The sequence below is a fragment of the Pseudomonas sp. PDM10 genome (genome assembly GCF_014852295.1).
In the GTDB taxonomy this organism is placed as follows: domain Bacteria; phylum Pseudomonadota; class Gammaproteobacteria; order Pseudomonadales; family Pseudomonadaceae; genus Aquipseudomonas.
Window position 1 is genome coordinate 571557 of record NZ_JACVBJ010000007.1, and the last position, 20602, is coordinate 592158.

The 20602-nt window shown below is 60.5% G+C and carries 23 protein-coding genes and 1 pseudogene; 8 read left to right on the forward strand and 16 right to left on the reverse strand.

Going from position 1 to position 20602, the window contains the following annotated elements; translation table 11 throughout:
* Window positions 1–69: 69 nt before the first annotated feature.
* From IB252_RS25925 to IB252_RS25935, 3 genes are all read right to left on the reverse strand, one after another.
* Entirely contained in the window at window positions 70–456 is a 387-nt protein-coding gene (locus tag IB252_RS25925; RefSeq protein ID WP_192410731.1) for a DUF488 domain-containing protein, read from the reverse strand.
* A gap of 16 nt (window positions 457–472) precedes the next feature.
* Window positions 473–1189: a phosphatidylcholine synthase gene (pcsA, locus tag IB252_RS25930; protein ID WP_111448744.1), complete on the reverse strand. Its 717-nt coding sequence runs from the start codon at window positions 1187–1189 to the stop codon at window positions 473–475.
* A 247-nt stretch (window positions 1190–1436) separates the two neighbouring features.
* Window positions 1437–1862, reverse strand: a complete 426-nt coding sequence (locus tag IB252_RS25935) for a GNAT family N-acetyltransferase (RefSeq protein ID WP_192410732.1) — start codon at window positions 1860–1862, stop codon at window positions 1437–1439.
* Between the two features lie 148 nt (window positions 1863–2010).
* Between IB252_RS25935 and IB252_RS25940 the strand changes: the two genes are divergently transcribed.
* Window positions 2011–2736, forward strand: coding sequence for a tellurite resistance TerB family protein (locus IB252_RS25940; RefSeq protein ID WP_192410733.1), 726 nt, complete (start codon window positions 2011–2013; stop codon window positions 2734–2736).
* Window positions 2737–2846: 110 nt separating this feature from the next.
* Here IB252_RS25940 and IB252_RS25945 read toward each other — a convergent pair whose 3' ends face one another.
* Complete coding sequence (locus IB252_RS25945) at window positions 2847–3299, reverse strand: cupin domain-containing protein (protein WP_192410734.1); 453 nt, start codon at window positions 3297–3299, stop codon at window positions 2847–2849.
* 316 nt (window positions 3300–3615) lie between these two features.
* Between IB252_RS25945 and IB252_RS25950 the strand changes: the two genes are divergently transcribed.
* Both IB252_RS25950 and ligD read left to right on the forward strand, forming a co-directional pair.
* Window positions 3616–4611 (forward strand): methyltransferase, encoded by a 996-nt coding sequence (locus tag IB252_RS25950; protein WP_192410735.1) that lies wholly within the window; start codon window positions 3616–3618, stop codon window positions 4609–4611.
* Entirely contained in the window at window positions 4608–7199 is a 2592-nt protein-coding gene (gene ligD, locus IB252_RS25955; protein WP_192410736.1) for a DNA ligase D, read from the forward strand. The genes IB252_RS25950 and ligD overlap by 4 nt, the downstream gene beginning before the upstream one ends.
* 86 nt (window positions 7200–7285) lie before the next feature.
* Here ligD and IB252_RS25960 read toward each other — a convergent pair whose 3' ends face one another.
* From IB252_RS25960 to IB252_RS25975, 4 genes and pseudogenes are all read right to left on the reverse strand, one after another.
* A complete protein-coding gene (locus IB252_RS25960; protein ID WP_192410737.1) occupies window positions 7286–7960 on the reverse strand; it encodes a DUF3313 domain-containing protein in 675 nt (224 codons plus the stop codon).
* A gap of 48 nt (window positions 7961–8008) precedes the next feature.
* A pseudogene (locus IB252_RS25965) lies at window positions 8009–8704 on the reverse strand (OmpP1/FadL family transporter); the annotation flags it as partial.
* A 135-nt stretch (window positions 8705–8839) separates the two neighbouring features.
* Window positions 8840–9121, reverse strand: coding sequence for a DUF3303 domain-containing protein (locus tag IB252_RS25970; protein WP_111448738.1), 282 nt, complete (start codon window positions 9119–9121; stop codon window positions 8840–8842).
* Window positions 9122–9334: 213 nt separating this feature from the next.
* Window positions 9335–9736 (reverse strand): hypothetical protein, encoded by a 402-nt coding sequence (locus IB252_RS25975; protein ID WP_033053149.1) that lies wholly within the window; start codon window positions 9734–9736, stop codon window positions 9335–9337.
* Window positions 9737–9860: 124 nt separating this feature from the next.
* Between IB252_RS25975 and IB252_RS25980 the strand changes: the two genes are divergently transcribed.
* From IB252_RS25980 to IB252_RS25990, 3 genes are all read left to right on the forward strand, one after another.
* A complete protein-coding gene (locus IB252_RS25980; RefSeq protein ID WP_192410738.1) occupies window positions 9861–10253 on the forward strand; it encodes a GFA family protein in 393 nt (130 codons plus the stop codon).
* Between the two features lie 33 nt (window positions 10254–10286).
* Window positions 10287–10745 carry a metallophosphoesterase family protein gene (locus tag IB252_RS25985; RefSeq protein ID WP_192410739.1) on the forward strand — a complete coding sequence of 153 codons (459 nt, stop codon included), beginning with the start codon at window positions 10287–10289 and terminating at the stop codon, window positions 10743–10745.
* Between the two features lie 141 nt (window positions 10746–10886).
* Window positions 10887–11267, forward strand: a complete 381-nt coding sequence (locus IB252_RS25990) for a RidA family protein (RefSeq protein ID WP_192410740.1) — start codon at window positions 10887–10889, stop codon at window positions 11265–11267.
* Window positions 11268–11348: 81 nt separating this feature from the next.
* Here the strand turns inward: IB252_RS25990 and IB252_RS25995 are convergent, their stop codons facing one another.
* Both IB252_RS25995 and IB252_RS26000 read right to left on the reverse strand, forming a co-directional pair.
* Window positions 11349–12914, reverse strand: a complete 1566-nt coding sequence (locus IB252_RS25995) for an aldehyde dehydrogenase (NADP(+)) (RefSeq protein ID WP_192410741.1) — start codon at window positions 12912–12914, stop codon at window positions 11349–11351.
* Between the two features lie 5 nt (window positions 12915–12919).
* Window positions 12920–13549, reverse strand: coding sequence for an isochorismatase family cysteine hydrolase (locus IB252_RS26000; protein WP_192410742.1), 630 nt, complete (start codon window positions 13547–13549; stop codon window positions 12920–12922).
* A 100-nt stretch (window positions 13550–13649) separates the two neighbouring features.
* Here IB252_RS26000 and IB252_RS26005 point away from each other — a divergent pair, with 100 nt between their 5' ends.
* The gene (locus IB252_RS26005) at window positions 13650–14159 is read left to right on the forward strand and encodes a winged helix-turn-helix transcriptional regulator (protein ID WP_192410743.1); all 510 of its coding nucleotides are present in this window, start codon (window positions 13650–13652) and stop codon (window positions 14157–14159) included.
* Window positions 14160–14275: 116 nt separating this feature from the next.
* Here IB252_RS26005 and IB252_RS26010 read toward each other — a convergent pair whose 3' ends face one another.
* The 3 genes from IB252_RS26010 to IB252_RS26020 form a co-directional block, all read right to left on the reverse strand.
* Window positions 14276–14860, reverse strand: a complete 585-nt coding sequence (locus tag IB252_RS26010; RefSeq protein WP_192410744.1) for an isochorismatase family protein — start codon at window positions 14858–14860, stop codon at window positions 14276–14278.
* 64 nt (window positions 14861–14924) lie between these two features.
* Window positions 14925–15761: a pirin family protein gene (locus IB252_RS26015; RefSeq protein ID WP_192410745.1), complete on the reverse strand. Its 837-nt coding sequence runs from the start codon at window positions 15759–15761 to the stop codon at window positions 14925–14927.
* A gap of 10 nt (window positions 15762–15771) precedes the next feature.
* Entirely contained in the window at window positions 15772–16842 is a 1071-nt protein-coding gene (locus tag IB252_RS26020; RefSeq protein ID WP_192410746.1) for an alkene reductase, read from the reverse strand.
* A 102-nt stretch (window positions 16843–16944) separates the two neighbouring features.
* Between IB252_RS26020 and IB252_RS26025 the strand changes: the two genes are divergently transcribed.
* A complete protein-coding gene (locus IB252_RS26025; protein WP_192410763.1) occupies window positions 16945–17826 on the forward strand; it encodes a LysR family transcriptional regulator in 882 nt (293 codons plus the stop codon).
* Here the strand turns inward: IB252_RS26025 and lipA are convergent.
* From lipA to IB252_RS26040, 3 genes are all read right to left on the reverse strand, one after another.
* On the reverse strand, window positions 17814–18797 hold the full coding sequence (lipA, locus tag IB252_RS26030) for a lipoyl synthase (RefSeq protein WP_192410747.1): 984 nt from the start codon (window positions 18795–18797) through the stop codon (window positions 17814–17816). The genes IB252_RS26025 and lipA overlap by 13 nt on opposite strands.
* A gap of 156 nt (window positions 18798–18953) precedes the next feature.
* Window positions 18954–20210: a serine hydroxymethyltransferase gene (gene glyA / locus IB252_RS26035; protein ID WP_192410748.1), complete on the reverse strand. Its 1257-nt coding sequence runs from the start codon at window positions 20208–20210 to the stop codon at window positions 18954–18956.
* A 141-nt stretch (window positions 20211–20351) separates the two neighbouring features.
* Window positions 20352–20602 (reverse strand): hypothetical protein (locus IB252_RS26040; RefSeq protein ID WP_192410749.1); only part of this gene is annotated, 251 nt, incomplete at its 5' end.

Consider the following 20602-nt stretch of genomic DNA (forward strand, 5'->3'; position numbering starts at 1 on the left):
GTCAAGGTGGGGTTGCAGGTTGATTGAAGAGTAGATCTGGAGGGGAGAGCAGCTCAATGACGGCAGCCACTAGATGATCTGCGCCCCTCGCGCCTTTAACAACTCCCGCAATACCGACCGATGGCAATGCGCTTCCTCTTCGCAATAACAGCCAATGGCCAGTGACGTCTGGTGGGACAACGCCGCCAACAAATCGAGCAATTGGCTGGGCGCCGGGTGGTTCATTTCGGTTTTGAACTTGCGCTTGAAGGCTTCCCACGCCTTGTCGTCCTCCGCCGCTTTGGCTTCTGCGACCAGCTCGGCGCTGGGAGACAGCAGCGGCTGCCACACGTCATAAAAATCCCGACTGGCAAACTCGGCTTTTGGCACGCCACGCGGCGGGCGACGCACCGTGCCCAGGCGCAGGCCTTCATTGGCAGCGCGCGGTGAGCCGAGGCGCACGATATGGATGGGCATGCTCTGCCTTCCTTTATTACCGCGAGTTTTCGAACCACTCCAGCGCCGTGCGCCAGATGCAGATCCCCAGGAAGTAAGCCGACATCAGCAGCCAAAGCCCCATCACCATCGGGTTGATCACCGGATGGTTGACCACCAGCGACAAGCTGCACAGCAGCCAGATGGCCGTCACGGCGATGTTGATCGGCATGAACTTGCGCACGCGGAACGGGTGGAGGAACTTCATCCGGGTCACGGTCAACAGCGCCAGGCCGATGATGGTGAGCAAAGTGATCCACGGCGACGGGGCGATGATGTACAGGCACAGGGCTACCACGTTCCACGCGGCGGGGAAGCCCTGGAAGTAGTTGTCTTTGCTCTTCATGTTGACGTTGCAGAAGCAAAACAGCGACGAGACCAGAATCAACGACACGGACAGCAGCAGCGTGTAGTCCGGCAAGGGGATGTAACGATAAATGAACAGCGCGGGGATAAACACGTACGTCAGGTAGTCGATGACCAGATCGAGGATCGAGCCATCGAAACTTGGCAGTACCGACTGGACATTGACCTTGCGTGCCAACGCGCCATCCAGCCCATCGACGATCAGGGCGACGCCCAGCCACAGCAGGCAGTTTGTGGCCTGGTTTTCCAGCAGGGCGAGGGTCGCGAGGAAGGCGGTGACCACGCCGGTGGCGGTAAAACCATGGGCGCCCCATGCTTTTAGCCTGGCGATGTGTAGGGTCGATATCACGGGGGCGTTCTCCAGAAAGTGAAGCAAGCCTGTTATCACCCCTTCAATGGGGGTGTCGGCAAACCTAGTCAGGTTGCATGTATCGACCGGGAATCCGGGGATAAGGTTCACCATCAGTAAATCTTAGCTGGGCCGCAAAAAAATACCCCGGATAAATCCGGGGGTATTAAATGAAACATCGGCGCAGGGCGATACGTTTTACTCAAGCGCAGTGATCAGCGGATGGATCGGCTGCAGACAGGCTCATTCACAGCGCCTTGCTCATGAACACCCGACTCGTGCCTGGCGGGTCGCAGGGTACTTCGCCGAAGCGCTGCCAGCCGTGTTTTTCATAGAACTGCGGGGCCTGAAAACTGAGGGTATAGAGCACCGCCGAGCGGCATCCGCGACGCCGGCCTTCTTCCTCGTACGCGTTGAGCAGTCGAGAACCGAGCCCTGAGCCGCGCAGTGACTCGGGCAAATAGAACAAATCGAGAAACAACAGACCGAGCGACGTACGCCCGGTAATACCGCCCAGCACCTGATGGGTATCCGGATTGCGGACCGTGACAGCCAGCGACTGGCGGTCGTTGAGGCCGGTCATCTGATCATTGAAGGCACTCAGCCCGGCGCTGAGTACGTGCTCGACTTCAGGTTCGATGACGTCGCTGACGACAATCAGATGGCGGTCCATGTGTTCGGTGATCCTGTGGGCTTTGGGTCTGCGAGGGTAGAACACTCGCAGCCGATGGTCATCAGGGTCAGCCAAACGGTGATGGCGCATTTGCCGGCGAAGACTATCGTTGCCTGACTGGATCACTCCAACCGATGAGGACATCGTCATGAACACCAGCGATCTGCTCGAACAATTACTCAGGGCCGGCCAAGGCTCAATGTCGCAACAGCGGGGCGGTGACGCGTCGGCCCAAGGTGGTCTCGGCGGTCTCGGTGGATTGCTCGGCGGCCTGTTGGGCAGTGGCGCCGGTTCAAGCGTCGGGGGCGGTGGCCTGGGTGGTTTGCTCGGTGGTCTGCTGGGCGGTGGCGCAACCATGGGCGGTTCGACCCAGACCCGCTCGGGTGGCGGCACGAACTACGCGGCGCTGGCTTCGCTCGGAATGATGGCATTCCAGGCCTATCAAGCCTGGCAACGCAGCCAGGCCTCGGCGCCGCAACAGGCACCGCGCACTGTCGACCTGTTGTCCGGCCCGGAAGTCGAGGACCACAGCCATGCGATCCTCCGTGCATTGATTGCGGCGGCGAAGGCCGATGGCCGGATTGATGACGCCGAGAAGCAGATGATCAGCAGCGAAATCGGCCGCCATACGGATGACCCAGAGCTCCAGCAATGGCTGGATGACGAAGTCGCGCGGCCGCTGGACGCCGCCGATGTGGCGCAGTCGGCCACGGATTCCGGCATGGCGGCGGAGATGTACCTGGCCAGTGTGATGCTGGTGGACGATCAGCAGGACGCCGAACGTAGCTATCTGGATGAACTGGCGGCGGCGCTGAATATCGATCCAGACCTGCAAGTGCATCTGGAGCAACAGGCCAAAGGTGGCGTGGCCTGAATGCAGCCCTGATAGGCCGGGTGTGACGCAGGCATTGTGAAAGGAACGCGGAGCGTCCCGAGAGGCATTCCCACGCAGAGCGTGGGAACGATCAACGAGAGCGCTGGCCCTTACAGGGGGGCAGGGGCTTTTGGCAGCAGAAACGTAACGCCGAAGCTCTCGGCGATTGCCAGTATCTGCGGTAAATCCTGCGGCACTTTGAGCTGATCCAGCGCGGCAAAGAACTGACCACCGCGCGGATCAGACACCACGCCGATCATCTTCGCCGTCGCACTGATGTTCTTGTAAGCATGAATAGTCCCACCGGGAATATGCACATACCCCCCGGGGAGAACAGTGGTGGCCTTGCCCGCAATCGTCACTTCCACCTGCCCGTCAATCACATAGAACGCTTCGTCCCAAGGATGAAAATGCGCGGGTGGCCCGCCGCCTTGCACGCCTTCCTGGATATGCATTTCAAAAGGTTTGCTCAGATCTCCACCTGCAAGAATGGTGATGGTCTCACCCACGACATTGACCGGGTCGGTTTTTTTTCCGGTCTCGATGACATGAATCGTTCGCATGATTGCTCTCCGAAGGATGAGTCCATACCCGCTGAGTATATTCACTTGATCTGGCGCCGGGGCCGCGCCACAAGCCCGTCTGTCCGGGCGATTTCAACGCCGATGGAATTTTCTTCCGGGGGTGTCGCTCTGCTGATGTAGAGACGTGCTGATTCAGCGGATAAGCCTGCACGCTACACTTAAAGGGCTTGCCGCCGACGAGCAAATGCAGGTCTTGATTCCGTGGTTGTCCGCCCATCGGCACGCCCACCCCGCTGGCCTGATGGCCACGCGACGGTTCATCGAACTCACATCCGTTTTCGATAGGGAGCCCTTAATGAATCAGGAAGAACACCTTGGCGCCGCCGATCTGGCGTTGTTGCAGCTGGGGCGCCGCTTGCAGGCCGACGGTTACCGTTTCATCACGCCAACGCCGCTGACCCATCAGCGGGTCAATGATCGCTCCTTCGGGCAAAGCGCCCGGACCCTGCGTGAAGTCTTCGGCTGGTCGCGGCCGTTTGAGCCCGGTCTGTTGTCGGTGGATGAGCAGCGGCAGTTGCAACAGGCAGGCGTCCTCGATGAATGCAATGGTCGACTGAAAAGTCATGTGCGCTGGTCAAGCCTCGATGACCTGTTGTTCGTGCATTCGGGTTACCCCACTGATGCCGCTGACGCGGTGTTTTTCGGCCCCGACACCTACCGTTTTGCTCAGCTGATTCACGCCCATCTGCAACAGAGCTTCGCGCCGATCAGGCGCGCCGTGGACATCGGTTGCGGCGCGGGCGTCGGGGCGATTGTGATTGCCCGCGCACGCCGAGAAGCGGAAGTCCTGGCGGTGGACATCAACCCGTTGGCGTTACGCATGACGGCGGTCAACGTCGCCCTCGCCGAGGTGGCTAACGTCAGCATCGAAGCCAGCGACGTGTTGCAGGACGTCGACGGCCAATTCGACCTGATCGTCGCCAATCCGCCCTACATGGCCGACCCGGCCGAGCGTGCTTACCGACATGGCGGCGGGGCGCTCGGCGCGCAATTGTCGTTGCGCATTGTCGAGCAAGCCCTGTATCGGTTGGCCCCCGGTGGTTCGCTGGTGCTGTACACCGGCGTGGCGATGATCGATGGCCTCGACCCGTTTCTGGATGCGGTGACGCCGCGTCTGGAATCGCCGATGTTTGGCTGGACCTACCACGAAATCGACCCCGACGTGTTCGGTGAAGAACTGTTGACCCCTGGCTATCAGCGGGTGGAACGCATTGCCGTCGTTGCCCTGATTGTCACGCGTATCGGCCCCGGCATCGGGGGCACCGTGAGCTCGTCAGCAGGTGCGCCATGACCAGAAGCCTGGACGATTACAATCGCATGCGCGATTTCTCGGCGACCTCTGAACCGGCTGCCGGTAAACGTTCGGGCAAAAAAACCGCGAAAGACCATGCCTTGCAGTTCTGCATCCAGAAGCACGACGCCTCGCGCCTGCATTACGACTTTCGCCTGGAACTCGATGGCGCGCTGAAAAGCTGGGCGGTGCCCAAAGGCCCGTCACTGGACCCCAAGGTCAAGCGCCTGGCGGTCCATGTCGAGGACCATCCGATGGATTACGCCACCTTCGAGGGCCGCATTCCCGAAGGGCATTATGGTGCCGGCGACGTGATCGTCTGGGACCGTGGGGTGTGGATTCCTCAGGACGATCCGGCCGAGGCGTACGCCAAGGGCAAGCTCAAATTCGAGCTAAAGGGCGAGAAGCTTGGCGGCCTGTGGAACCTGGTGCGCACGCACCTGCCAGGCAAGCAGGAGCAATGGTTTCTGATCAAGCATCAGGACGGCGCGGCCAAACCCGAAAGCGATTACGACGTGGTCGCCGCCGAGCCCGACAGCGTGCTCAGTGACCGGACCATCGTTGCCGAAAAGCCGAAGACCGCTGCCAAACCCAAAGCCGTCAAAAAAACCGCCGCCCCGGCGCGCGAGGAAAAATCGGCGCCATTGACGGGCGCCCGCAAAGCCAAATTGCCGGAGCTGCTCAAACCGGAACTGGCGACGCTGGTCGAAAAGGCCCCGGGCGGCGAGTGGAGCTATGAGATCAAGTTCGATGGCTATCGGATCATGGCCCGCATCGACCACGACGAGGTCAAACTGTTCACCCGCAACGGCCACGACTGGACCCACAAACTGCCCAGACAAGCCGAGGCGTTGGCGGCGCTGGGTCTCGAATCCGCCTGGCTCGACGGGGAAATGGTGGTCGCCGACGAGCAGGGCGTGCCGGACTTCCAGGCCTTGCAAAACGCCTTCGACTCGGGGCGCAGCGGCAACATCGTCTACTACCTGTTCGACATGCCTTACCTCAACGGTGTGGACCTGCGCGAGGTGCCGGTCGAGGAGCGAAGGGCCGCGCTGTCGACCGTACTCAACTCCAACAAAGATCCGCTGCTGCGCTTCTCCGATGCCTTTAGCGAAGAACCGGAAGCGCTGCTCAACAGCGCCTGCCAAATGCAGATGGAAGGGCTTATCGGCAAGCGTCTGGGCACGCCTTACGTGTCGCGGCGCAGCAGAGACTGGATCAAGCTCAAGTGCAAGCATCGGCAGGAATTTGTGGTTGTCGGTTTCACCGACCCGAAAGGCTCGCGCAATGCCTTCGGTGCGCTGCTGCTGGGACTGCATGACCGCGACAGCGGCGAGTTGCGTTACGCGGGCAAGGTCGGCACCGGGTTCAACGAGACGACGCTCAAGCGCATTTACGAGCAACTGAAACCGTTGCAGAGCAAAAAGAGTTCAGTGGTCAACCCGCCGAGCGGTTTTGACGCCAAGGGTGTGCACTGGCTCAAGCCCACGCTGCTGGCGGAGGTCGCTTTTGCCGAAATGACCAAAGAAGGTTCAGTCCGTCATGCGGTGTTCCATGGCCTGCGTGACGACAAACCTGCCGAAGACATTACCGAGGAGCGTCCGAAAGCCGTGAAGACTTCCGCCGCGAAAAAAACCACTGCCGGAAAAACTTCCACCCCTGACAAAAAGAAAGCCGCGCCCGCGCCCTCACAAATCGGCCTGGGCGAGGGCAAGGTGCGCATCACTCACCCGGACCGGGTGATCGACGCCAGCAGCGGCACCACCAAAGTGCAACTGGCGGAGTATTACGCCAGCGTTGCCGAATGGATTTTGCCCGAGCTCAAGGACCGGCCCGTGGCGCTGGTGCGCGCCCCGGACGGCATCGCCGGCGAACTGTTTTTCCAGAAGAACGCCGAGCGCCTGGCCATTCCGGGGATCACCACCCTGGACAAGGCACTCACCGGCCAACCGGTGATGATCATCAACAACGCTGAGGCCCTGATCGGCGCCGTGCAAATGAGTACCGTCGAGTTGCACACCTGGAACGCCACCTCGGACAACCTCGACAAACCCGATCGCTTCGTCCTCGACCTCGACCCGGACCCGGCGCTGCCCTGGAAAAGCATGGTCGAAGCCACCCAACTGACCCTCTCGGTACTCGACGAACTGGGGCTCAAGGCGTTTCTCAAGACCAGCGGCGGCAAGGGGATTCACCTGGTGGTGCCCCTGACTCGCAAGCTGGGTTGGGATGAGGTGAAAGACTTCAGCCACGCGATTGTCAGCCATATGGCCAAGTTGCTGCCGGAGCGTTTTTCCGCCGTGTCGGGGCCGAAGAACCGGGTCGGGCGGATCTTCATCGATTACCTGCGCAACGGCCTCGGTGCCACGACCATCTGCGCCTACGCCGTGCGCACCCGTGAAGGGCTGCCGGTGTCGGTACCGATCTTTCGCGAGGAGGTGGCCGAGCTCAAGGGCGGCAATCAGTGGAACATCCACACCCTGCATGAGCGCTTGGCCGAAGTCGGCGACGAGCCGTGGAAGGATTTGAAGAAAACCCGGCAGTCGATCACCGCCGAGATGCGGCGGCGGGTCGGGATGAAAAAATAGCCATGTACGCCCTTGCAGGAGCACGGCTTGCCGGCGATGGCGTTCTCAAGGGCGCCATCGCCGGCAAGCCGTGCTCCTGCAACAAGCTATTTGATAAATGCCTGTAGGTCACTGGTCAGCTTGTCGATCGCCACTTTGAAATCCTTGGTGGTGATCTTCTGGCTGGCATTTTCCAGTGTGGTGCCAAAGACTTTGCGCACGACTTTGGCCACGGTCTGGTTGTTGCTGGCGTCGATAAACTCGGCCTCGATGAACAGGGTAGTGTCCTGATCGCGGTGACCACTGGCAGCGGAAACACCCCCCACGACGGCGGCAACCGGCACCACTTCATACCACTTCATGCCTTCGTTTTCGGCAGTCACCCCGGTGATCGCCGCGCGCATGATCAAGGTTTTTGAACCCGCTGGCGCTGATTTTGCGCTCGATACCACCCGATATTTCTGACCCAGCACACCTTTGGCCTTACTGGTCATGTAGCTCTGCAACTCGTCCAGGGTTTGCTTGTTAACCCGCTCAGTGGGCTTGGGCGCCGGGTAAAGCTCCAGCTTATTGAACGCCACGGTGTTATAGGCATCTGGATTCCAGGACGGGCTCACCCAGCGCATGGCGGTTTCGCCACTGGTGGTGGTGACCTGCTGCAAGTTGTTGTAGTTGGACAGGAAGCCGGAATACTGCTCACGCTCGGTGACTTTCGAGGTGCAACCGCCGAGCAGCAGACTGGTCAGCGCAGCGCCAATAAACAGTTTTCGGGACAGATTCATAGTGGTGTTTGCTCCATGGGTTAAGTCATTTTTTTCGGTAGCAGGGCATCAGAAACGCCAGGTCATATTGCCGGTCACGGCTTGAATCCAGGCATTGTCGAACTGACCGGAAGTTCGAATACCCGACGTGGACCTGGTCTGGTCCACCGGCATATCGCCCAACCAAACCATGGCCCAGCTGACATTGATGTCGGTGACCTTGTTCAGAGCATAGGTGGCTCCGGCCGCAATGCGCCAGGATTCTCCCATTGGCACGGTAAAAATTCGGTTTGCGTCCGAAACGGCGCTGCTGTCATACGCTACACCGACGTTCCATAACAGTTGCGGCGTGGCTTGATACTGCGCGCCGAGTGCCAGTTGCCAGGTGTCTTTGAAATGGGCGTCGACCGTCGTCGATTGAGCGCCAAACGCGGTGGTATCGACTTGCACCGCGATGTCGCCAAACTCTGACCAGTCCTGCCAATTGACCGAGGCCAGCAGGGTCCATTGCGGGTCGAGTTGCTGGAACAGGCTCAGCGTTGCAGTTTGCGGCACGGTCATGTCGAGTTGGGTGTTCAGGCCGTCCAGACGATTCAGAGCGGGCCCGTCGCCTTTGACGTCCAGCCCATTCTCTAACTCCAGATCGACCTTGCTGGTGTAGGCCAGGCCGATGCGGGTGCCGGGTTGCGGGGCATAGATGCCCCCCACATTCGCGCCGAAGCCCCAATCCTGGTCCTTGTATTTGAATTGGCCGTCGCTGCGATCGTGGATTCAGATGATCGCTGACATTTCAACCAGGGCGAAGTCCTCAACCTGTGCCTGGATCGATTATAGGGAATGTGTTGTTCGAATCGCGGGGGGAGGGCATGAGGCGGCGAGCCGGGCTCGCCGCCCCAACGACTATTGCTTGCCGACAGCGGCCGCCAGCAGCGGCGCTATCTGTTCATCGGTCAGTGCCGCCTGGACTTCCATGGTCATGAGGTCGCTCCATTCCAGCACCCACTTCTGAATGGCTGCCGGATCACCGGCCTCTGCCACGCCAAAACCGGACGCACCACCGATGGCGTGCCAGCGTCCCAGCATTTTGACACCAGCGGGTGGAGCCCCCCCGGTCTTGAGGAAACGCTCGATCGCGCTGTTACGATTTGCCGAACTGATAGACCAACTGACTATGAATAACATCGGCCACCTCCTGCTACGGATTGGCACCTGTTGCTCTTCGCGCACACCTGGCGGGTGCCGGGACCACGGTCACGCTTGAGTGTCCAGCTTCATCCCTGACTGGCTTGAAACCACTGCTCCCATGAGAAGGCATAGCAGCGGCCAAGACTCTGCGTATGACCGCTGATCCTGTTTCGTTGCATGGCAACAAGTTTTGCAGGTGCTTGGAGGACGTCACGCATCGCGCAACAGGTCGTTGGCGTTGAGCAGCGCGTAGGCAATCTCCGGGCGCTTCTCCAGTGCGCGACGAATCGCGGCCGGGATCGACTGACGGGTTTTGCGGCATAGCCCCGGTTGTTCGCCAAGGTTGATACCGATACCGCGCATGGTGCGTACTTCGTTGAAACCGGGGGCGATGTCGACGCGGATGCCCAACTGCTCATACATCCGCTGTTGCAGACGTTCCAGATCACTCAGGCTCTGGAGGTTCTCCAGGCGTTCGATCAGGCGTTTTTCCTCTGAACGGGTCAGAAACAGGATGCGCACGTCCGCCCCCGGTGTTTCCAGCAGCGGGTCACGCCCGCAGTCGCAGGCGCCGGGCGGGCAGGGTTGGCGGATCGCAGGCGTGGTGGTCATGGGGTTCAATCATAGAGTGCTGCAATCCGGTTTGCCCATAGGGTTTTTGCCCTTCTGGCGAACGGGGCACGCTGGGTATAGGCTTCATCACGTTCCGACTGCTTGATTTCAGAGGAGACGCAGCATGCAGCGATTCACGGGGGGGTGCCTGTGCGGCAACGTCCGGATTGAGGCGTCGGGACTCCCGTATCGGGTCGGCCTTTGTCACTGTCTCGACTGCCGCAAGCATCATGGGGCGCTTTTTCATGCATCCGCGATATTCCCTCAAAGTGCGGTGACGATCGAAGGTGAAACACGCGACTACGCCGGACGGTTTTTCTGTCCCCGCTGCGGCTCGTCCGTTTTTGCCCGCACCGACGACGAAATCGAAGTGAACCTGGGATCCCTGGATGCCCCAGACCAACTGATGCCAACCTACGAAAGCTGGATCGTGCGTCGCGAGTCCTGGTTGCCGCCGTTTCCGCTCACGAGACGATACGAGCACGATCGTGACGCCACGGGTCGCTTTGAGGAATAGGTACCGATGCATGAACCGGGTCTGGAGCCTTGCATGAAAGTGGGCGTGATTTCCGATACCCATGGCTTGCTCCGCGCCGAAGCCCTTGCTGCACTGCAGGGTTGTGAACGGATTATTCATGCGGGCGACATCGGTAATCCCGAAATTCTCGATCAACTGGCGTCAATAGCCCCGCTGCACGTGGTCCGCGGCAACAATGACCTGGACGCCCCCTGGGCGGAAAATCTCGCCGACAGCCTATGTTTCGACCTGAACGGATGGCAGACCTTGCTGGTACACGACAGTGCCGATCTCCCAGCCGTACTTGATGCCGGCATCAAGCTGGTGATCACCGGCCATTCGCACAAGCCCCGCATAGAATGGCGCGGCGAGCAGCTCTACCTCAATCCCGGCAGCGCGGGACGCCGGCGCTTCAAGCTGCCGGTGACGCTGGCTCTGCTTGAGGTGTTTGAGAGCTCAATTGAGCCGCGCCTGGTCTCGTTACTGGAATGAGCTTTCCCTGGGGTGTTTTGGCTACACAAGCATTGGTGTCTCAAGCCTGAAGATATCGCTATCAAACGGGGCGCTCCACACTGGGTTTTCCAGCCGCTATATACTCGACAGCCCCTTTACCCCCCTCAAACAAGAGACACCATGGCAAACCACGACATCACCTTTCTTCCCGACCCCGATCCGCAATCCATCTCCTCCGATGTCGCCGGTTTCGGCGGCTTGCTGGTCTCCACTCAGATCCCCACCCGCGCCGATGGCAGTCTGGAATTGGGTGACATCGCCCTGCAAAGCGAATGCACCCTGCAGGCGCTCAAGGTTGCGCTGGAGCACGCCGGCAGTTCCATGGACCGGGTTCTGCACCTGACCATCTACCTTACCGACATGGCCGACCGCGCCGCCTTCAACGAGGTCTACCAGCGTTTCTTCGCCAAGCCCTGGCCGGTTCGGGCTGCCGTTGGCGTGGCCTCCCTGGCGGTTGAAGGCATGCGCGTGGAAGTCACCGCGATGGCGGCCAAGGGCTGAGTCCGCGAACTTATCCGGCGGTCCCGCTCAACGAGCGGGCGCCACCGGGCGGGTTGGCAAAGACTGCTTCAAGGATGGCTTTTATTGGCCGTCGACGAGGCGAGGCAGCCCCAAGGGATCGAACTCGCGCAATGACTCAGGCAATAGCGCATCAGGAAAACCCTGGTAGGACACCGGGCGCAAAAAGCGTTCAATCGACGTCATGCCCACCGAGGTGAAGCGGCTGTCCGACGTGGCCGGAAACGGTCCACCGTGGATGGTGGCGAAAGACACCTCCTGAGGATGCGCGAAGGCGTTGACCACTATTCGCCCGGTACGCCGCTCCAGGACCGGCAGCAAGCGATGAGCCAGTGGCATATCGTGCTCTTCAAGATGCATGGCGGCGCTGAGCTGGCCCTTGAGCGAGCGAACGACGGCGAGCAGTTCATCCTCATCCTCGACGTTCACCAGCAGTGCTGAAGGACCGAATACTTCTTGCGCAAGTACCGTTTCGGTCAGGAAACGTTGGCCGTCGACCTCATGCAACACCGACTGGCCATCAAAATCAGCGTTGGCTGGCGAGCCTTCGGCGACGCGATTTGCACCAACGCTCTCCATTGCCGCGAGGCCGCTCGAGTAGGACGCATGAATACCCGGCGTCAGCATGGTGCGCGCCGATGCTTCGGTGACGCGCTTGACCATGGCGGCGCGCAGCGCTTCATAGCCAGCCCCTTTAATGGCGAAGAGGAGGGCAGGCCTGAGGCAGGCTTGCCCCACATTGACCAGCATGCGCTCGATAAAGCCATCACCGATTTGCGCTCCACGTGCGGCCAGCGCATGGGGCAGGATGAACGTGGGGTTGACGCTGGTCATCTCGGTGAACACGGGAATGGGGTCGGGGCGTTGCTGCGCACGCCGGTACAGCGCCATGCCGCCATGCTCCGAGCCGGTGAACGTCACGGCCTTGATCAACGGATGATCGACCAGGGCTTCGCCAATCGTGTTGCCGCTGCCACGTACCATCGAGAAAACACCCTCGGGCAGTCCGTTCTCTTGCACCGCCTTGCGGATGGCACGTGCCTGAATTTCTGATGCGCCTGGATGGGCGTTATGCGCCTTCACGATGACGGTCGCGCCGGCTGCCAACGCCGAAGCGGTATCGCCACCTGCGACCGAATACGAAATGGGAAAATTGCTCGCACCGAAAATAGCCACCGGGCCGATCGCCATTTTCTGAAGTCGATGATCCATGCGTGGGCGGGGTTGACGATGTGGCTGTGCCGGATCGATGGCCAACTGGAGGAAGCGTCCTTTGCGTACGACCTCCGCGAATTGGCGAAACTGGGTGGCGGCTTTTGCCGCTTCGCCCTCAAGCTGAGCCTCAGGCAGGCCCGTTTCGAGCGCGGCCCGTGCGGCAAGCTCATGACGGACAGCGTCGAGATTGTCGGCAATGCTTTCCAGGAACGCCGCGCGCCGGGTAAGCGAGGTATGGCTGTAATGGTCGAATGCTTCGTCGGCGAGCGTCGCCGCCTGGTCGACTTCCGCCACGCCACCGAATGCGAAATCCGGCTCGATCAACTGGTTGGTTGCGGGGTTGAGCGCCTTCATCGTCCCTTCAGTGGCCGGGACTTCGTTTGCGCCGATAATGAGGTGTCCAGTCAATTTCATGTGTGTTACCCCTGCTGCGCCAGGGACGCGATCAGCTCGTCCGTCGCCACAATGGCGTGGGCGAACGTGGGACCGTTGAGTTCATGCGCGGCATGCATCATTTCCGGTTTGAAGGCAGCGGTCGCATCACGCACCAGTGTGACGTGGTAACCGAGTTCCACGGCGTAGCGCGCGGTTGCCTCGATGCAGGTATTCGCCAGCAGGCCAACGATGATCACGTGCGTGATGCCTTTCTGCTTGAGGCGAAAATCAAGGTCGGTATTGGCAAAGCCGCTCGAGCCCCAATGTTCCTGAACGACGATGTCGCCATCCTTTGGCGCGAAATCGGGGTGCCATTCGCCGCCCCATTCTCCGCGTGCGAAGTGATGCATGTGCATGACCTTGCACTGGGTAGGGCTTGGATGATCCCAGCCTTCGTAGTCGCCTTGCTCCCAACGGCGGTGCGGTACGATGACCACCGGAATATCCAGTGCACGCACGACGCGGTCGAGGGCGCGCAGATTGTCGAGCAGGCCGACTTGCTCGGCAATCGGCTCGATCAAGGGGTAGACCTTTCCGCCTTCCGACAGGAAATCATTGTAAGGATCGACCAGCAGGTACGCGGTTCTGTTAAGGGGATAAATGGCTTTGGGCATGGCGGTTTTCTCCAGGGATTTTGGATGACTCGCGCCGAGGGCTTGCCCAGGCACGCTTTAGATATGATAATCATAGCAACTGCAAAAGAGGCAAGTCCTTATGTCGGTAAACACAAGTGCTGCGCAAACCCTGTGCCCGATTGCGCGGGCTGAGGCGGTCGTGGGGGACCGCTGGACCGTACTGGTCCTGCGTGAGTTGTTCATGGGGAGCCATCGATTCGACGAGATCCAGGCGCAGACCGGAGGAACTCCGCAAATGATCGCCGCACGCCTGAAGAGTATGGAGGCTGACGGACTCGTCGCACGCCGTCCTTACAACGAGCGGCCGCCACGCTACGAATATCACCTCACCCCGAAAGGGCAGGCCTTCTATTCGGTCGTCCTTGCGCTACGAGCCTGGGGTGAAACCTGGTGCAAGTCGCCGGAGGAGGAGTTGGCGGTCGTTTATACCCACAAAACCTGTGGCCAACCCGCCGGGCTAGGGCCGCTTTGCGAACAGTGCGGCGAACTCTTGCGCCGTGAAGAGCTGATCAGCGAGCCGAGCGCCGCCTACATCGAAGAACGCAACGCACGGCGTGAGGCTTTCAAGGGGAATCGAATCCAGTCGTAAGGACGCGCGGTTCACCAACGCTCAACGCCTTGATCAGGTTGACTGCGAGCGGTGTTGCGCCAATCGAAGAGCGGCAGAACAGCCCATCGCCATTCTGCCAATCGCACACACAGTCACTAGCCTTGAAGCGCCGTCATCAGCACTTGCACCAACTGACTCCCTCGCGGTGTCGCCCAGCTGCCGGCGAGTTCTGCAATCAGCTGGTTGGTGGTGGTCAGCGTCACGCCGCCCTTATCCATCCGGCGCAGGGCGATGTCATCGGCCATGACGGTCGGTGAGCCACCTCCATCGGCCACCACCTGAACGTCATACCCGTCACGCACCAGACTCAGCGCCGGGTAGACCGTGCAGACGTCGTTGGTGACACCGGCAATGATGAGCTTTTTCCGGCCCGTCGCTTTGACGGCCGCGGCGAAGTGTTCATCGTCCATGGCGTTGACGATCCCCAGACGTTGGATGCGGGAAGCGAACTCGGCGGGCAGGATCTGTTCCAGTTCGCTCAGCAGAGGCCCCTGAGCGTGCTCCTCCATGCTGGAGGTCAGGACCACCGGAAGTTTCAGAATGCTCGCCGCCTTGGCCAGCATCAACGCGTTGCGTTTGAGCTCTTCGAACGGAATGGATTTCACCCACCCCATCGTCCCCACCTGGTGATCAATCAACAGCAGGGCGGCATTGTCGGCACTGAATTTTTCGTACGTCATGATGATTCTCCTGGCAGTAAAGTCGGGGCACTGACGCCCCAGGGTATGGGACTGTTTCGATCATTCAACGAGGTTGCAGCGTTCCGAACGCCCCGCGCTGGTAGCCATCAATGGCTTCGGCCAGCGCGGGCTGAGAGGCAAGCGCCAGCGGTCCTTGCCAATACACGGGTTGATTCAACGGGACGCCAGAAAACAGCACTGCTTTGGCGTTGCCCTGGGGGGCGCTCAACCTGACTGCGCGATCGTCACGCAGCGGGAGATTCACCGGCAGCGAGAGTTCGATGAGGTTGAAGGGGAGGCCGTCGACCCACACTTCGCCGTCAATCGGCATCACGAACGCCACGTGACCTTCGGGGATCGGGACGCTGACTTCAGCGCCGTCCTCGAGCGAGATGTCCAGCACGGTCACTTCGGTGGGTACCGACAAGGGCGACGACATCTGGGCGAAACGGCCCAGTGGTACGCGCACCTTGACCCCTGGCAACCGCACCACGGGCACATCCTGGGCTTCGAGGCTGAGTGCAAACGGAGCGTCCGCTTGGCGCTCCTGCGGCAAGTTGATGAAGATTTGCAGCATGTGCACGGTCTTGCCCGGCTCGGCCGGCACCTCCTCGTGCACCACCCCTTTACCCGCCGCCGTCCAGTGCAGCCCACCGGGTTGAATCAGGTTGCGGTTGCCCAGCGCGTCGCGGTTATCAATCCCGGTTTCGGAATCAAGAAACAGATAGGACACGGCCGAGAAACCGGCATGCGGGTGCGGTGGAAACGTCGGCCCGCTGATCCAGGCATGATCGACCGCGAGGAAGGGGTCGATAGGTTTGGCGAACTGATTTCCACGCAGACTGAAGGCCCGGAACTGACTGCCGTGATTCATGCGCTGCAAACGTGCGACGGTCGTCATGGCAATCTCCTCAGGCGCTCTGTGCCGGGCTCATGGCCGGGTAATCGATATACCCTTGCGCGCCCGGTGCGTAGAACGTGTCCTTGTCCGGAGTATTAAGCTCGGCGCCTGTACGAAAGCGTTCAGGCAGGTCGGGGTTGGCAAGGAAGGCGCTGCCAAACACGGCGGCATCGGCCCGGCCCTCGGCTATCAGGGTTTCGGCGGAGCGCTGATCGAGTCCGCCACCGATCAGGTAGCGGCCATCGAACAGTGGGCGCAGCAACGCGTGGTAGTCGACGCTGGCGCCAAACAGGGCAACGTGCAGATAAACCAGATTCAGCCCGTGCAGCTGTTCGACCAAATAGGTGTAGGTTTCTTGCGGGTTGGCATCGACGATGTCGTTGAAGTTCATCTCAGGCGAGATCTTGAGACCCACCCGGTCACCACCGATTTCCGTCGAGATGGCGGACAGCACGTCCAGTACAAAACGAACACGGTTTTCAACCGATCCACCGTACTCATCCGTGCGCTGATTGCTGCCCGTGGAGAGAAACTGTTCCGGCAGATACCCCGATGCGGCGTGCACCTCGACACCGTCGAAACCGGCTTCGATGGCCAGGCGCGCCGCTTGGCGGTAGCCCTCGATAACCGCGGCAATTTCAACCACGCTCAGCGCCTGTGGCGTGACAAAGTCCTGAAGGCCCGTGGCGGTCCAGGTTTGGCCGGCGGGTTTGATCGCGGAGGGCGCCTGTGGCTGGGCGCCATTGGGCAGCAGCGAAGGATGGGAAATGCGTCCGCAGTGCATCAACTGCATGAAGATCCGTCCGCCGCGAGCATGCACCGCCTCGGTGACGTGCTTCCAGGCGGCGACCTGCTCGGCGGTTTCAATGCCTGGGGTGCGGACATAGCCCTTGCCCATCGCAACGGGGAACACACCTTCACTGATGATCAGGCCGGCGCTGGCACGCTGTGCGTAGTAAGTCGCAACCAGTTCGCTGGGCACGCCGGCCTCATCGGAACGCGAACGTGTCATCGGGGCCATGACCATGCGGTTGGACAGGGTGTAGCGACTGATCTGGACTTGGGAAAAAAGAGAATTCATTGCGGTGCTCCTCAGTAATCGATGTGGCTATCATTGATCAATCCGAATCCGGGATAAACCGGGTAAAAATGAAATGACTATTCCACTGATGGAGCAATGACCTTGGAGTTTCTCAACGACATGGCGCTGTTCGTCGAGGTTGTGAAGGCGCGCAGTTTCCGCCGGGCGGCCGAAGCCTTGGGCATGCCGAACTCAACACTGTCGCGCCGGATCAGTGGCCTCGAGAAAGAAATCGGCCTAAGGCTTCTGCATCGCACAACCCGCAAGATCGAGCTGACCGAGGCGGGGCAGATTTACTTTGATCGCTGCAAACGGATCGTCGAGGAGGCCCGGCTCGCGCACGAGCAGTTGGGCGAAATGCTTGCTCGGCCCACCGGTGTATTGCGGGCTTCGCTACCGGTGGATTTCGCCAATATTTACCTGGCGCCGCTGATTGCGCAGTTTGCGCGGCTTTATCCCGGCATCAGCTTCGACTTTGATCTGACCCCGCGTCAGGTCGATCTGGTGAGTGAGCCGGTCGATGTGGTCATTCGCATGGGCGAGCCGGCCAATTCGAACCTGATCGCCCGCAAGCTCGCCAGTTTGCGCCGCGGTCTTTACGCCTCACCCCGTTATCTCGAACTGGCCGGTGACCCTGTTCATCCCACGGATCTGACGAACCACGAATGCCTGCGACTGCGTGGAACGCGGGCTGACCGCTGGATACTCTCCAGCGGTGATGAGGACGTAGAGGTTGAGGTGGGCGGGCGATTCGAACTCAACAGCGTGGGCATGATTCGACGCCTGGCGACGCTGGATCTGGGTATCGCATTACTGGGGGAAGGCATCGCTGCACAAGACGTTGCCAATGGCACACTACGCCAGGTCTTGCCGCAGTGGCACGCTTCGCCGATCTCGGTGTATGCCCTCACCGAGACGCGGTTGCTGCCGGCGAAAACCCAGCGCTTCATCGAGTTCCTGCGTGAGCAACTTCAAAATGCCTGACGTTGCCCCTGAACTTGTTGGTCAGCATGGTAGGACGAGCGCACCAGCGGACCGGAGGCAACGTTCTTGAAGCCCATCCGCGTACCTTCCTCGGCGAACCAGGCGAACACGTCCGGGTGCACGAAACGCTGGACCGGCAAGTGGCTGCGCGACGGTTGCAGGTATTGGCCGAGGGTGAGCATGTCGACATCGTGCTCACGCATGCGCTGCATGACTTCGATGACTTCCTCGTCGGTCTCGCCAAGGCCCAGCATCAGGCCGGATTTGGTCGGTACATGCGGGACCATTAGCTTGAATTTCTGCAGCAAATCCAGTGACCACTCGAAATCCGAACCCGGCCGCGCGGCTTTGTACAGGCGCGGGACGGTCTCCAGATTATGGTTGAACACATCGGGTGGTTCAGTGGCGGTGATCGCCAGGGCGAGGTCCATGCGGCCACGGTAATCCGGCACCAGGGTTTCCAGTTGCACGCCCGGCGACAGCGTGCGGATTTCGCGCAGGCAATCGACGAAATGCTGGGCGCCGCCGTCGCGCAAGTCGTCGCGGTCCACCGAGGTGATCACCACGTACTTGAGGCGCAGGTCGGCGATGGCCACGGCGAGGTTCATCGGCTCGTCGGCATCCAGCGGTTTCGGCCGGCCGTGGCCGACATCGCAGAACGGGCAACGGCGGGTGCAGATGTCACCCATGATCATGAAAGTCGCCGTGCCTCCGGAAAAACACTCGCCGAGGTTCGGGCAGGAAGCTTCTTCACAGACGCTGTGCAGCTTGTGTTTGCGCAGCAGCTGTTTGATCCGGTCGACCTCGGGGGAGATCGGTATGCGCACGCGAATCCAGTCGGGTTTGCGTGGGAACTCATCGGTCGGGATGATCTTCACCGGAATCCGCGCGACCTTTTCCGCACCGCGCAGTTTGACCCCGACTTCCATTTTTACCGGCACTTTGCCGGTCGATTCCACAAGTACGCTCATGTGTAGTGTTCTTCTGTTCGAGTGGGGGAGGCGAGATCGCATCGGAACCTGTGGGAGCGAGCCTGCTCGCGATAGCGGTTAAACATTCAACATTGATGTCGACTGTCACTCCCCAATCGCGAGCAGGCTCACTCCCACAGGGATAGTGTCGAGCAATCAGTCGCGGTAGACCGGGAAATCACTGCACATCGCGGCAGCCTGGCTGGCGACGTGGGCCTCGACATCGGCATCGCCGAGGTGATCGAGGATGTCGCAGATCCAGCCCGCCAGCTCGATGCTCTGGGTTTCCTTGAAACCACGGCTGGTGATCGCCGGCGTGCCGATGCGCAGGCCCGAGGTCACGAACGGCGATTGCGGATCGTTCGGTACGGCGTTCTTGTTCACGGTGATACCGGCACGACCGAGGGCGGCGTCGGCGTCTTTGCCGGTCAGGCCCTGACGAATCAGGCTGACCAGGAACAGATGGTTGTCGGTACCGCCCGACACCACGTCGTAGCCTCGATCAATAAAGACTTTTGCCATCGCCTGAGCGTTGCGGATCACTTGCGCCTGATAGGTCTTGAAGGCTGGCTCCAGCGCTTCTTTGAAGCACACAGCCTTGGCCGCGATCACGTGCATCAACGGGCCACCCTGACCGCCGGGGAACACCGCAGCGTTGAGTTTTTTCTCCAGTTCCGGATTGGCCTTGGCCAGGATCAGGCCGCCACGCGGACCGCGCAGGGTCTTGTGGGTCGTGGTAGTGACGACATCGGCAAAGGGAATCGGGTTCGGGTACAGACCGGTCGCTACCAGCCCGGCAACGTGGGCCATATCGACAAACAGATAAGCGCCGACCTTGTCGGCAATCGCCCGGAAACGTGGGAAGTCCAGGGTTTTCGAGTAAGCAGAGAAGCCGGCGATGATCATTTTCGGCTGGTGCTCGACGGCCAGGCGTTCGACTTCGTCGTAATCGATCAGCCCGGTCGCGGTGTCGATGCCGTACTGAACGGCGTTATACAACTTGCCGGAGAAACTGACTTTGGCGCCGTGGGTCAAGTGACCGCCGTGGGCCAGGCTCATGCCCAGCACGGTATCGCCAGCTTGCAGCAACGCCAGATAGACCGCTGCGTTGGCTTGGCTGCCGGAGTGCGGCTGGACGTTGGCGTAATCGGCGCCGAACAGCTGTTTGGCGCGGTCGATGGCCAATTGTTCGACCACATCGACGTGTTCGCAGCCGCCGTAATAGCGCTTGCCCGGATAGCCTTCGGCGTACTTGTTGGTCAGGCCGCTGCCTTGCGCTTCCATCACCCGTTGGCTGGTGTAGTTTTCCGAAGCGATCAGCTCGATGTGGTGTTCTTGGCGTGCGTCTTCGGCGTTCATCGCTGCCAGCAGTTCGTCGTCGTAGCCTTTGATCTGGTCGTGCTTGCTGAACATGGTGGAGTCCTCTTTTTGTTCTCTGGATTGGCTGACCTGTAGGAGCAAAGCTTGCTCGCGATGAACGATGACGCGGTTCATCAGATAGACCGTGTAACGGCTATCGCGAGCAAGCTTTGCTCCTACAGGGGGGTGTTGTTTTTAGGCGTCCTGGTAGTCGGCGATCGACGGGCAGGCGCAGATCAGGTTGCGATCGCCGAACACGTTGTCGACCCGACCTACGGGCGGCCAATATTTGGCGTCGATCAAGGTTCCGAGTGGGTAAACCGCCTGCTCACGGCTATACGGATGCGTCCACTCGCCGACGATTTCCGCCGCGGTGTGCGGGGCGTTTTTCAGCGGGTTGTCGTCCTTGTCCAGGGTGCCGTTTTCCACCGCGCGGATTTCTTCGC